The sequence below is a fragment of the Variovorax sp. EL159 genome, assembly GCF_900100965.1.
Classification (GTDB): domain Bacteria; phylum Pseudomonadota; class Gammaproteobacteria; order Burkholderiales; family Burkholderiaceae_C; genus Variovorax.
In genome coordinates this window covers 119936-132939 of sequence record NZ_FMUJ01000011.1, presented here as the reverse complement: position 1 = coordinate 132939, position 13004 = coordinate 119936, and the positions used below count along the sequence as shown (strand labels likewise).

The following is a 13004-nucleotide window of genomic DNA, read 5'->3' as shown; positions in this document are numbered from 1 at the left end:
CTGTCGCCTGCGCTACCAGCCGGCGTGGAGCGCACGGCTACGATGCGCCTCCGTGCCAGCGTCAACCAAGGAGACACCATGAGCAGCCCCCTCACCAACCATCAGGTCCGCCTCGCCAAACGCCCCGAGGGCACTGCCACGCGCGAGCACTGGCGCTTCACCACCGAGCCCGTCAGCCAACCGGACGAGGGCGGCGTGCTGGTCCAGACGCTGTCGCTGTCGCTCGACCCCGCCATGCGCGGCTGGCTCAACGACGCCAAGAGCTACATCCCGCCCGTGGGCATCGACGAAGTGATGCGCGCCGGCGGCATCGGCCGCGTCATCGCATCGAAGAACCCGCAGTTCGCGGTTGGCGACACGGTCTACGGCACGCTCGGCGTGCAGGAATACGTTCTCATCCCGCAGGACCAGATCAAGCGCAACGGACTGGTGAAGGTCGACCTGAACGTCGGTACCATCGGCCAGTGGCTCAACGTGTTGGGCATGCCGGGCATGACCGGCTACTTCGGCCTGATGGACGTGGGCCAGCCCAAGCCGGGCGAAACGGTGGTGGTGTCGGGCGCAGCCGGCGCGGTCGGCCAGACGGTGGGCCAGCTCGCCAAGATCAAGGGCTGCCGCGTGATCGGCATCGCCGGCGGCGCGGCCAAGTGCGAATGGGTGGTCAAGGAGCTGGGCTTCGACGCCTGCATCGACTACAAGGCCGGCGAAGGCACCGTGCGCGCGGGCCTGAAAGAACATTGCCCCAAGGGCGTGGACATCTATTTCGACAACGTCGGCGGCGAGATCCTCGACCACGTGCTGGCCAAGCTGGCGCGCAAGGCCCGCATCATCATCTGCGGCGCCATCAGCCAGTACAACAACGCCAACAGCATGCCGGCCGCCGGTCCGCGCAACTACCTGAGCCTCTTGGTGAACCGTGCGCGCATGGAAGGCATCGTGGTGTTCGATTACGCCGACCGCTACCCCGTGGCCATCGCCGAGCTGGCCGGCTACCTGAAAGATGGGCGCATGAAGAGCAAGGAAGACGTCGTTCAGGGCCTGGACACCTTCCCCGAATCGCTCAACAAGCTGTTTGCCGGGCAGAACTTCGGAAAGCTGGTGTTGCAGGTCGCAGACTAATGGTGTCAGTTTGTTAGTGGGCGTGCCTATTTCACAAACAATGTGATTGCAATGTTAACCATAGTGAACTGACGCCAACTGCACTTCTTCTCCCGTCTTTGGATAACTAGACTGCGGCCTGCCTTGCATAAGCGGGTAGCAATTTAGTTATATCAATCATCAGGGAATGTAAATGCAGAAAGCAGTTTTCTTCAAGCTGGCCGCAGTGGTCGCGGCCGGTGTCCTGTCGCAAGGCGCCTTTGCCGCCGACGGCACGATCAACTTCACCGGTGAGATCGTTGATGCGCCTTGCTCGATCTCGCCCAACAGCCAGAACATGACCGTGCCGCTCGGCAAGGTCTCGCGCAACGTCTTCGGCACCCTCAGCACCGCCACGCCGCCCGTGTTCACCGGAACCGTCGGCAAGAAGGCCACGCCCGCCAAGTTCACCATCGACCTGCTGGGCTGCGGCGCCACCGCCAAGGGCGCGACCGTGACCTTCTCGGGCACGGCCGATGGCGACGACGCCACGGTCCTGCGCGTGGCCAATGCCGGCCAGGTCGGTGTGGGCGCGGCTTCGGGCGTGGGCATCGAACTCGGCGACTCCGCCGGCACCAAGATTCCGCTGGGTTCAGAGTCGAGCCAGTACGTTCTGGGTCTGGGCGACAACTCGCTGAAGTTCCAGGCGACGTACGTGTCGACCAAGACCGCCGTCACGGTCGGTCCGGCCAACGCGGTCGCGCAGTTCACGGTCGCCTACAAGTAAGCGGCGCCCGAGGCCTTCGCGGTCCGCCGAAGCGCTCGCCGCTTCGGGGCGGACCGTGAGGCCATTCCCCGGCGCTCGCCCGGACCTCGGGTCCCGGTCGGCGCCGGCTCTTCTTTTTCGCCTCTTTTTTCGACGATGCCTCGACAGGCATCGCCGTGCCGGCCCGCGCTTCATGCGCCGTGCTGGCCCCAAGGACTTCCTTTCCATGTGCAGCAACCATCGCTTCCGCTGGGCCTTCGCCATCCTGCTGATGCTGGGCCTCCAGTGGCCGGCCGGCGCGGGCGTGATGCTCGGTGGCACCCGCGTGATCCTCGGCGAGAAGGACCGTGAAGCCTCCATTCCGGTGAAGAACACCGGCACCTCGCCCTACGTCGTCCAGACCTGGATCGATGCGGGTGAAGGCAAGAACAAGACCCCGCTGCTCGTCACGCCGCCGCTGTCGCGGCTCGACCCCGGCATGGAGAACATCCTGCGCATCATGCGCGTGGCCGGCGAACTGCCGGCCGACCGCGAGTCGGTGTTCTGGCTCAACGTCAAGGAGATTCCCGAGAAGTCGAACGAAGAGAACGTGCTGCAGATCGCAGTGCGCAGCCGCATCAAGCTGTTCTACCGGCCTTCGAAACTCGTGGGCAAGTCCGACGAATCGCGCGCGCAGCTCAAGTGGGCGGTGAGCGCCGGTGCCGACGGGCAGGGCGTCGTGCTCAAGGTCGCCAATCCCACGGCCTACCACGTGACCTTCACGGCCCTGAACATCAACAGCGGCCAGCAACTGATCAATGCCGACATGGTGCCGCCGCTCGGCGAGACGACCTATCCGTTGAGCGCGGTGAAGACGCCGCAGGCGATCCAGGTCAACTTCACGACCCTCAATGACTACGGCGGCGAGACGCCCGAAGAGCGCGTGCAGGTGCCGGCAGGCGCCGAGCCCGTGGCCGTGAAGCCCGAGCTGGTCCCGGCGCCCGCGGATGCGGCAAAGCGCTGAGGCGCAAGCGGTGGACTCCATGCACAGCAGTCGTTCACTTGTCCTGCGCGCGCCGTTCCGGTTGACGCTGGGCGCGGCGCTGCTGTGCGCACTCGGCACGCCCGGCCATGCGCAGCCGCAGCCGCAGCCGCAGCCGCAGCAGCAGGTGGCAGGCTCCAGCTTCAACGAGGAATTCCTCAACATCGGCGGCGACCAGCCGCTGGCGGATCTTTCGCTTTTTGCCTTCGGCAACCGCGTGCTCGCGGGCCAGTACACGGTGGACGTTTCGCTCAACGAGCGCGGCGCGGGGCAGGCGCAGATCCGCTTCGTCGAGAAGGACGGCAAGAACGATGCGCAGCCATGCCTCACGCGCGGCATGCTCGACGACTGGGGCGTCAACGTGGCGGTGTTTCCCGCGCTGGCGAGTGCCGCAGACGATGCCTGCATCGATCTGGGCGCGACCATCCCCGAGGCCACCTACAGCTACGACGCCGGCAAGCAGCGCCTGTTCGTCAGCATCCCGCAGGCGGCGCTCAAGCGCTCGGCGCGCGGCGCCGTGGGGCCCGAGAAATGGGACCGGGGCATCACCGCCGGCATGCTCGACTACCAGCTCAACTTCGCGCGCTACAGCGGCGACAAGTACCGCAACGACGTGAATCCCTTCGCGCCGCCGCAGAACGTGTTCGACGGCAACCCTTTCGCCGATCGCAACAAGACGCCGCAGCGCAACACCTTGTTCGCCGGCCTGCGCGCGGGCTTCAACTACGGCGATTGGCGCTTTCGCCATTTCTCGACCTACAACCGCGGCATCGACGGAGAGAGCCGCTGGCAGGCCGTCAACAGCTATGCGCAGCGCGACATCGCCTCAATCAATGGCCAATTGCTGATCGGCGACGGCAGCACGCCGGGCAACTTCTTCGACAGCGTGCCCTTCCGCGGCGTGCAGCTGTCGTCCGACGATGCGATGCTGCCCGACAGCCAGCAGGGCTACGCGCCCACGATCCGCGGCATCGCGCGGACCAACGCGCGCGTCACGGTGCGCCAGAACGGCTACGTGATCTACAGCACCTTCGTGGCGCCGGGCGCGTTCGTGCTCGACGACCTCTATCCCACCGCGTCGAGCGGCGATATCGAGGTCACCATCACCGAGGCCGACGGCCGCGAGACCAAATACACGCAGGCCTTCTCGGCCGTGCCCACGCTGCTGCGCGAGGGCACCTGGCGCTATTCGGCCACCGCGGGCAAGTACCGCAACAACTACCTCGACGTCGCCACGACCGGCGAATGGCGCCGGCAGTCCCAGCCCGCTTTCCTGCAGGCGACCCTGGCGCGTGGCCTGGGCGGCGAGATCTCGGCCTATGGCGGCCTGCTGCTGTCGAGCATCTACCAGTCGATGCTGATCGGCGTGGGCAAGAACATGAAGGACTTCGGCGCGGTGTCGATCGACCTGTCGACCGCGCGCACCACCGACCGCACACCGCTGCAGGGCGCAAAGACCTACGACGGCCAGTCGGTGCGCTTTCTTTACTCGAAGGCCTTCATGGACTCGGGCACCAACTTCCGTGTGGCCGGCTACCGCTATTCGACCAGCGGCTACCGCACCTTCGCGGAAGCGGTGCAGATGCAAGACCTGCAGCCGTTCGAGTCCTTCAACAGCCGCCGCAACGAAGTGCGCTTCGAGCTGTCGCAGCAGATCAAGGACTGGGGCAGCGTGTTCGCGTCGGCGCGCCAGCAGAGCTATTGGGGCACGAGCGCCAAGGACCGGCTGGTGCAGGTGGGCTACTCGGGCAACTACAAGCAGTTCGGCTACAGCATCAACTACAACTACACCACCAGCCTGAACCGGCCGCCGGTGCGCCAGCTCATGTTCACGCTGAGCATTCCGCTGGGCGACACGCGCGCGAGCGCGCAATACGCGCTCAATCGCGACAGCACCGGCCGCATGAGCCAGCAGGCCAGCGTCTACGGTTCGGCCCTCGAGGACAGCCGCCTGACCTACAACGTGACGGCCAGCGACACCAACCAGGGCGGCGGCAGCAGCGGCAGCGCGAGCGCCAGCTACCTGGGGTCGGTGGGCCGCCTGGATCTCGGTCATTCGCAGGGCCGCGGCTATGGCCAGAGCACCGTGGGCATGGCCGGCGGCCTGCTGTTCCATGGCGGCGGCATCACGATGTCGCAGCCGCTCGGCGAGACCCTGACGCTGGTGCAGGCGCCGAAGGCCCAGGGCGTGGGCATCGAGTCGCGGCCCGGCGTGGCGACCGACGCGGCGGGCAACGCGGTCATCCCCAGCATGACGCCCTACCGGTTGAACCGCGTCGCGATCCGCACCGGCGATCTCGGCGACACCGTGGAAGTGAAGAACGCGGCCCTGGACGTGGTGCCCACGCGCGGCGCCGTGGTGATCGCGAAGTTCGAGACCTCGGTCGGTTTCCGCCTGCTGATGGCGTTGACCGATGCGAAGGGCCGGGTGCTGCCGCTGGGTTCGAAGATCGAGAACGAGGCGGGCCAGGAGGTCGGCATCGTCGGCCCCGATGGACAGGCCTTCGTCACCGGCGCGGCCAGCAGCGGCCGCCTGACCGTGCGATGGGGCCGGGGCGCGGCCGACCAGTGCGTCGTGCCCTACAGCCTGCCCGACGAAAAGAACCCGCCGCCGATCCGCGAGTTGTCCGGGCAGTGCGCCTCGGATGTGGTGGTCGGCTTGAAATCCAAAGGATCCGAATGAAGCAGAGCAACGCGTCGGCGGGCAGGAGGCTCGCGCGCTTCGCGGTCCCGGCCGCCGTGCTGTGGTTTGGCGCGCAAGGTGCCTGGGCGGCGGATACCGGCTGCAAGATGAACCCGAACTACAAGGAGAAGGTCATCGACATGGTCATGGGGACGATCCTCGTGCCCAATGACGCGGTCGTGGGCCAGAAACTTGGCGAGAGGGATTTCCCGCTCACCAACAGCGGCGGAAGCAACCAGCCGTGGATCTGCGCAACTTCGGACACGGTGCATGGCGTCATGCTGCAGGGGCAGGACATGAACTTCCCTGGCCTGCCAAAGATGTACTCCACCAATGTTCAAGGAATCGGCATCCGGCTCTTGCGCACCATTTCCTCGACGAGCAAGAACTACTACCCGCACGATCTGACGGGGAGCTTCGGTCCATTCGATCCGGCCGCGGCCTTCAGGGTCGAGGTGTACAAGACCGCGGCTACCACTGGCAGCGGACCGCTGGCCCAGGGCACTTACACGCAGTACTACAGCAACAGCGATCCGAGGTCGGTGCTGACCACGTTCCTGAGCGCCAATGCGATCACTATCATCACGCCATCCTGCACGGTGGATGTGGGCTCGCGCAACATCTCCGTGCAGTTCGGCAAGGTTCCGCAAAGCGCCTTCAAGGGCAAGGGAAGCACGACGGCCGAGCGCAACTTCAACATCAAGCTCAACTGCAAGGCAGGCGTGGGCATGGCGAATCAGGTGTATCTGCGCATGGATGCGACCAAGGATCCGGGCGGTGACGATGGTGTCCTGCGCCTCACGCAGGACGGTCAGGGTGTCGCCACCGGTGTGGGCATCCAGGTGATCGACGACAAGAAGGTGCCGGTCAAGTATGGCGAGGCCGCGTTCGTGGGGCCGTCGAAGGACGGCGACTACGTGCTGCCGTTCACCGCGCGTTATTTCCAGACCGGCAATGCCGTGACGCCGGGGCGCGCCAACGGCACTGCGAACTTCACGATCGACTACAAGTAGCAGTCGCTGTCCGGCGCAACGGCCGCGGGATCAAGGCGTCGACCAGCGATAGCAGATCGGGACGGTCGCACTGGCCTTCGGGTATTCGGAGTTGTCCGTCGGACCGAGCACGCGCACCGTCAAGGAGCCTCCCTTGAAGCCGTCCATCTTGCTGATCTTTTCATCGCCGAAGCATGCGACCTTGACGCGCCCTCCGACCAGCGGTGTCATGGCGATGTTCCTGCCTTCCCATTCGAAACGCGCGTCGCGCCCGAAGTTGTAGGCGGTCGTGTCGTAGGCGAAGCTGGCATAGCACTCGCCGCCCTGGTCGGACGCGCAGACGATCTGCAGCGAGTTGGCGGCCCAGGCCCCCGGAATCATGCAAAGGCTGGAACCGATGGCCAAGGCCATGGCTTTCAATGTACGCATTGGATTTTCTCCCTGTGATGTGAACGAGAACGCGGGCCCTGGCTGCGTGCCAGGGCCCGCGTTGGTGTTGTACATCCCGAGGGAAAAACGACAGCGTGCGGTTCTTGGCGTGGCGCTGTTTTTTTGAGGCGCCACGCCGGCTGGAGGGCGTGCTCAGCCCAGGTCAGGCCGCATCGGAATGTCGCCCATGGCCTCGTCTTCACGCAGGCCCCGGGCCGCCTTCAGCAGTTCGATCGACAGGCCGTCGCTCTGGCCGGCGAAGCCCTTGGCGACGCCTTCCAGCACGGTCGACAGGCCGGCTTCGCCGTCGGCGCGCGCGTCCATGCTGATGTTGAGCACCCGGGCGGCCATCTGGCGGTAGGTGATGGCGCCAGCGCCCTCGAGTGCGGCCACCAGGTCGAGATACAGCGCCAGGTTCAGGTCGAACACCAGCTTGGGCGTGATCTCGAAGTCATCGTTCTTGTTCTTGTGATCCATGGGTGGAGGCTCCTTTTTTTCCTGAGCCTCCACTCTAGCCACAAAAACGGGCGCGGCCCGTCGGACATGGGCGATTCAGCGGGCGCGCGTGCCCATGACCGCGGCCGAGATGATGAGCGCCGCGGCCAGCACGATGGTCCCCGTCAGAGGGCGGCCGGTCACCGTGAGCAGCAGCGCGGTCGAGGCCAGCGGCGTGATGTAGCTCAGGATGCCGATCTGCCGCGCGTCGCCGCGCTTGAGCGCCATGTCCCAGACGAAGAAGGCCGCGCCCAGCGGGCCGAGGCCGCACAGCGCGATCAGCAGCCAGTCTTTTGTGGACAGCGCGACGGACGGTTCGAGCAGCGCGTGGCAGCCCAGCGACAGCGCGCCCGAGACCAGCCCGAAGAGCCCGATGGCCGAGGTCGGGAACGCGGGCACGCGCTGTGTCCACAGCGAATAGCTGGCCCAGATGAAGGCCGAGCCCAGCGCCGGCAGGAAGCCCCAGTACCCGGCGGCGGTATCCGACAGCGCCGATGCCGCGCCGCCGCGCGCACCCAGGATCGCGATGACCGCGCCCGCGAACCCCAGCAGCGCCGCCACCACATGCAGAGGCCGCAGCGACACACCTGGCAGCAGCACGGGCGCCAGCACCACCATGAGCAGCGGCCACAGGTAGTTGACGAGATTGGCCTCGACCGGCGGCGCGTGCCGCAGCGCGATGAACAGCAGGAAGTGAAAGCCGAAGAGCCCGTAGATGCCCAGTGCCAGCGTGCGTGGCGGCACCTTCCACGCGGCGCGGTCGCGCAGCGCCAGCGGCCAGCTCGGCACGCTGCCGACGATCAGGGCGAGCCCGGTCAGCAGAAACGGCGGCAGGTGCGAGAGCGCGGTGCCGAGCGAGGCGAGCGTGGCCCAGAGCGCGATGGCGAGCAGGGCGTAGAGCGTGGACGACATGATGACGGGCGAGGCTACGCCGAGCGGTCGTCGCGCAACGCCGGTTCGTCGTCGCACATCGATGGACTTGCTCCTTCCCCTCCCGGGGGAAGGTTGGGATGGGGGCAGGCCTTCGATCAGGCGCCGCGCTTCAGTGGACGCCGTCGTGCCCCCACCCCGGCCCTCCCCCGGAAGGGGAGGGAGAAACACGGGGATCTTCAGCGGCGCAACGCAGCAGTGAGCGCCGAAGGCGAGCGATAACCCGTACGGCGCGCCGTCTCTGCCACCCCCATGCCTTCCAGCCGAAGCTCGCGCGCATGCGCCAGCCGCAGCGTGCGCAGCCAGTGCATCGCGCTCATGCCCTGCTCGTCGCGGCAACGCTGTGCGAACTGGCTGGGGCTCAGGCAGGCCACATCGGCCAGGTCGGCGACGGTCAGCGGTTCGTGCCATCGCGCACGGGCCCATGCGGCGAGCGCGGGCCAGTCGATGCGACGGCGGCGTGTGTCCGAGGGCGGCGGCGCAGGCCCCCAGGCCTCCAGCAACAGCGCGGGGCCGTGCTGCAGCGCCAGGGCGGCGTGCGCTGGCTGCCTCATGCACTGCGCAAGGTAGCGCGCCAGCGCATGCAACTGAGGGGCATGGTCGGGCGCCCGCTCGACACACCGGGCCCACAGCGGATGTGGCGTGTCGAGCACGAGGCACACGCTGCCGTGGCCGCGCGCCTCGAAGTCATGCCGGTCGCCGGGTGCGACCACCTGCGCTTCGCCGGCACCGATGCCCGCCCCGCGGCCTTCGACCTCGATCTCCAGCACGCCGTCGATGCCGATCAGCACCTGGAAGTGATCGTGCGCGTGGCTGCCGCGCGAACGGCCGTAGTCGCGCAGCGCAAGGGTGTGGGTGGCGGGCGTGTGCATGGAGGCAAGCAAGGCGCGTGGGCAGGAGCGATTGTCTTCCCGCGCACCCCGGCTTGTCATCCGAGCCGCAGCAGGAGTGCCGAGGCCGCGCACACGATCAGAAAGGGAATGCTGATGCGGTGGAACTCGCGCAGGCCGTTCGGCAGCTTCGCGAGCCGCAGGGCGATCAGGTTGGCCAGCGAGCCCAGCACGCAGCCGAAGCCCCCCACGCTCACGCCCGCCGCGAGCGCGGGCAGGTCGTGCACATAGCGGTCCAGCAGGATCGCCGCCGGCACGTTGCTGATGAACTGCGAGGTGACGATGGCCGCCAGGTACGCACGCCAGCCTTCGGCAATGGGCCACTGGCCCAGCAGCGCAGCGATGGCGGGCAGCTCGGCCAGCTGCCGCAGGTCGACGAACATCAGCGCGATGATCGCGAGCAGCGCCCAGTCGATGCCGCGCAGCACGCGCGGGTACGACACCAGGAACACGCCGAACACCACGCCCAGGCCGGCCAGCAGCCAGTGCCTGTCGAGCGCGATCACGAAGCCGATGAACAGCACGCCCGCCAGCGCCAGCATGCGCGGCTGCACCGGCGCGGCTTCGGTCTCGGGCTTGAGCGCGATCGGCGTGCGCGGCACCAGCAGCCAGGTCGCGACGAACAGCCAGAACAGCATGACGGCCACGGTCGGCCCCATCATGCCCATGAAGGCGAAGAAGCCTTCGCCCGAGCGATGCCACAGGTAAAGGTTTTGCGGATTGCCGATGGGCGTGAGCGCCGACCCGGCATTGACGGCCAGCGCCTCCAGCACCACGAGCCGCGCGAGCGGCAGGTGCGCCTGGCTGGCGAGCACGCGCGTGAGCGGCACCAGCAGGAACAGGCTCACGTCGTTGGTCACCAGTGCGGAGAGCAGCGCCGCGCTGGCGGTGAGCAACAGCGCCAGGCTGCGCTGGTTGGTGGTGCGTGCCAGCAGGCGCTGCGCGGTGGCCTGCAGCATGCCGCTCTTTTCCACGCCCTGCGTGATGGCGAGCAGCCCGGCGAGCGCGCCCACGGTCTGCCAGTCGACCAGCTTGAGCCAGTCCATCGGCGCACGCGGGCGCAGGAAGGCGAACAGCACGGCGACCGCGACCAGCACCCACAGCAGGCCGTTGCCGCCACCGCCCTGTTCGGAGGGCGGCGATGCCGACGTCTCAGCGGCCGACAAGGTCACGCAGCTCGCGCTTGAGCACCTTGCCGATCGCGCTGCGCGGCAGCTCGTCGATGAAGTGCAGGCGCGCCAGCCGCTGCGTCTTGCCGAGCTGGGCGTTGGTCCATTGCAGCAGGGCGTCTTCGGTGGTGGCGTCGCCGGCGCGGCGCACCACGAAGGCCATTGGTGTCTCGCCCCATTGCTCGGACGGCACGCCGACCACGGCCACGTCGGCCACGGCCGCATGGCCGCGCAGCACGGCTTCGAGGTCGCTCGGGTAGATGTTGAAGCCGCCGCTGATGATCATGTCCTTCTTGCGGTCGAACAGCGTGAGGAAGCCGTCGGCATCGAAGCGGCCCACGTCGCCGGTGCGGATGAAGCGCTTGCCGGTGGCGTCGAACCATTCGGCTTCGCGCGTCTTTTCGGGCTGGCGGTGGTAGCCGGTCATCATGCCGGCCGAATGGCCCACGACCTCGCCGGCCGCTTCGGTGTTGTTGCGGGGGAGCTCGTTGCCTTCTTCGTCGATCAGGCGGATGTCGCTGCCCTCGGCGGCCTGGCCCACGGTGTGCAGCTTGGTCGGGTGCAGGTGCGCCTCGAGGATGCAGGTGCCGCCGCCTTCGGTCATGCCGTAGAACTCGATCAGCCCGCCGGGCCAGCGCTTGAGCACGTCGGCCTTGAGCGCGGCGTTGAAGGGCGCGCTGGTGCTGAACTTGTAGCGGTACGACGAGAGATCGTGCGCGTCGAAGTCGGGGTGCGCCATCAGGCGCTGGTACTGCACCGGCACGAGCATGGTGTGCGTCACGCGGCGCTGCTCGGCCAGCTTGAGGTAACCAAGTGCGTCGAACTTGGACATCAGCAGCACGCAGCCGCCGAAGGCGATGGTGGGGAAGAACACCACCAGCGTGGTGTTGGAGTACAGCGGCGTCGACAGCAGCGTGACGGTGTCGGGGCTGTACTCGTACTTCGCGCCGCGCTGCACGTGGGCCCAGCGCATGCCATGGCCCTGCACGATGCCCTTGGGCTCGCCGGTGGTGCCCGACGAATAGATGATGTTGAAGGCCCACGAGGGCTGCACCTCGACCGCTGCCGGCTGTGCGCCGGCCGGCGCGAGCCAGGCATCGAGGCCACGCCCCGCGGCGGAACCGTCGAGTGCCACGCGCGGAATGCCGCCTTCCTTCGCGGGGCCGACCACGTCGGCCGCCGATGCGTCGGTGAAGAGGATGCGCGCGTCGGCATCCTCGATCATGCGGGCCAGGCTCGAAGGCGTGGAGCCGGGGGCCAGCGGTGCCACCGCGACGCCCGCGCGCAGTGCGCCCAGGAACACCGCCGCATAGTTCATGGACGAGGCCGCGCAGATCGCGATGGCGTCGCCGGCCTTGAGCCCGTCGCGCTGCAGGCTGGCGGCAACGCGGTCCATCAGGGCGTCGAGCGCGCGGTAGTCCAGGGTGTGGGTCGTGTCCGCGAGCGCGGGGCGGTCGGGGGTTTGCTGGGCGTGGAGGCGAACCAGGTCGGCGATGGCGCCGAACGGGCGCTCCATCGCCGCTTGAATGGCGGGGTGCGTTTGCAAAATCAATCCTTCCGTTTGACCAGCCGGCAGGATAGCGAACAACCCGCCGGCTGCCAGCACCTTGGCGACGGGGGCGGGCAGGGCGCCGTCAGTTGGCGCTCAGGATGGCAGGTCCACGATCGCGACGCGCCGGGATATGGCGTGGCGCCGGAGAGCCCTTCGGTGCCGAACAAACGGGGAGTTTTTCTGTGCACATTATCTGGACGATTCTGATCGGCTTCATTGCGGGGCTGCTGGCCCGCGCCATCCTGCCGGGCAACAACTCGATGGGCTTCATCCTGACCGTGGTGCTCGGCATTGCCGGCTCGCTGGTTGCAACCTATGCTGGACAGGCGCTGGGGCTTTATGCCGCCGGCGGGGGCGCCGGCTTCATTGCCTCTGTGATCGGCGCCGCCGTGCTGCTCGGGGTCTGGCACCTGGTGACCAAGTAAATCCGGGCCGGGCCACTTCGACACTCACGCAAGGAGCTTCACATGGGTCTACTCGACATCCTCCAGCAGGCCATCGGCGGCAACAACGCCGATGCGCACATCGACCAGGTCACGCAACACGCATCCACCGACGAGATCGGTGCGGGGCTCGCCGCGGCCATGCGGTCCGACCAGACGCCGCCGTTCGGCGACATGGTCGGCAAGCTCTTCGGCCAGTCTTCGCCCACGCAACAGGCGGGCGTGCTCAACCAGATCCTGGCCACGCTCGGGCCGGCCGCTGCATCGGGGCTGGCCGGCGGCGTGCTCGGACGCATGCTGCAGCCGGGGCAGACGCAGATCACGCCCGACCAGGCATCGCAACTGTCGCCCGCGCAAGTGACCGAGATCGCCGCGCATGCCGAAGAGCAGCATGCGGGCGTGATCGATGGAGTCAGCCAGTTCTATGCGCAGCACTCGGGGCTGATCAAGACGCTGGGCGGCGCGGCCATCGCCATCGCGCTGGCGAAGATGAAAGAGAACGCCACCCGCGGGTGAGCGACGAGGCGCGTACGGCAGCCGCCTGCCGTGCGCGGGGC

Annotated in this window: 13 protein-coding genes; 7 read left to right on the top strand and 6 right to left on the bottom strand. The window is 67.5% G+C overall.

The annotated features are described in order from the left end of the window. The first annotated feature begins 78 nt into the window (after positions 1–78). The 5 genes from BLQ28_RS31515 (at position 79) to BLQ28_RS31495 (ending at position 6560) form a co-directional block, all read left to right on the top strand. The gene (locus tag BLQ28_RS31515; RefSeq protein ID WP_093247275.1) at positions 79–1119 is read left to right on the top strand and encodes an NADP-dependent oxidoreductase; all 1041 of its coding nucleotides are present in this window, start codon (positions 79–81) and stop codon (positions 1117–1119) included. Between the two features lie 172 nt (positions 1120–1291). Next, on the top strand, positions 1292–1864 hold the full coding sequence (locus BLQ28_RS31510) for a fimbrial protein (RefSeq protein ID WP_093247274.1): 573 nt from the start codon (positions 1292–1294) through the stop codon (positions 1862–1864). A gap of 205 nt (positions 1865–2069) precedes the next feature. Beyond that, positions 2070–2846 (top strand): fimbrial biogenesis chaperone, encoded by a 777-nt coding sequence (locus BLQ28_RS31505; RefSeq protein WP_093247273.1) that lies wholly within the window; start codon positions 2070–2072, stop codon positions 2844–2846. 19 nt (positions 2847–2865) lie between these two features. After that, positions 2866–5547 (top strand): fimbria/pilus outer membrane usher protein, encoded by a 2682-nt coding sequence (locus BLQ28_RS31500; protein ID WP_093247272.1) that lies wholly within the window; start codon positions 2866–2868, stop codon positions 5545–5547. Further along, positions 5544–6560: a fimbrial protein gene (locus BLQ28_RS31495; RefSeq protein ID WP_093247271.1), complete on the top strand. Its 1017-nt coding sequence runs from the start codon at positions 5544–5546 to the stop codon at positions 6558–6560. The genes BLQ28_RS31500 and BLQ28_RS31495 overlap by 4 nt, the downstream gene beginning before the upstream one ends. 30 nt (positions 6561–6590) lie before the next feature. Here the strand turns inward: BLQ28_RS31495 and BLQ28_RS31490 are convergent, their stop codons facing one another. The 6 genes from BLQ28_RS31490 to BLQ28_RS31465 form a co-directional block, all read right to left on the bottom strand. Then, positions 6591–6968, bottom strand: a complete 378-nt coding sequence (locus BLQ28_RS31490) for a hypothetical protein (protein WP_143012609.1) — start codon at positions 6966–6968, stop codon at positions 6591–6593. A gap of 153 nt (positions 6969–7121) precedes the next feature. Next, positions 7122–7445: a hypothetical protein gene (locus tag BLQ28_RS31485; RefSeq protein ID WP_093247269.1), complete on the bottom strand. Its 324-nt coding sequence runs from the start codon at positions 7443–7445 to the stop codon at positions 7122–7124. A 75-nt stretch (positions 7446–7520) separates the two neighbouring features. Further along, on the bottom strand, positions 7521–8375 hold the full coding sequence (locus BLQ28_RS31480) for a DMT family transporter (protein ID WP_093247268.1): 855 nt from the start codon (positions 8373–8375) through the stop codon (positions 7521–7523). 197 nt (positions 8376–8572) lie between these two features. Next, positions 8573–9265 carry a helix-turn-helix transcriptional regulator gene (locus tag BLQ28_RS31475; RefSeq protein WP_093247267.1) on the bottom strand — a complete coding sequence of 231 codons (693 nt, stop codon included), beginning with the start codon at positions 9263–9265 and terminating at the stop codon, positions 8573–8575. A 56-nt stretch (positions 9266–9321) separates the two neighbouring features. Then, entirely contained in the window at positions 9322–10449 is a 1128-nt protein-coding gene (locus BLQ28_RS31470) for an SLC13 family permease (protein WP_371126726.1), read from the bottom strand. Further along, the gene (locus BLQ28_RS31465) at positions 10436–11968 is read right to left on the bottom strand and encodes a class I adenylate-forming enzyme family protein (RefSeq protein ID WP_093247265.1); all 1533 of its coding nucleotides are present in this window, start codon (positions 11966–11968) and stop codon (positions 10436–10438) included. Before BLQ28_RS31465 ends, BLQ28_RS31470 begins: the two co-directional genes overlap by 14 nt. A 218-nt stretch (positions 11969–12186) precedes the next feature. Between BLQ28_RS31465 and BLQ28_RS31460 the strand changes: the two genes are divergently transcribed. Together BLQ28_RS31460 and BLQ28_RS31455 are read left to right on the top strand one after the other, a co-directional pair. Continuing rightward, a complete protein-coding gene (locus BLQ28_RS31460; protein WP_093247264.1) occupies positions 12187–12429 on the top strand; it encodes a GlsB/YeaQ/YmgE family stress response membrane protein in 243 nt (80 codons plus the stop codon). Between the two features lie 42 nt (positions 12430–12471). Beyond that, on the top strand, positions 12472–12963 hold the full coding sequence (locus tag BLQ28_RS31455; protein WP_093247263.1) for a hypothetical protein: 492 nt from the start codon (positions 12472–12474) through the stop codon (positions 12961–12963). Positions 12964–13004 lie beyond the last annotated feature (41 nt).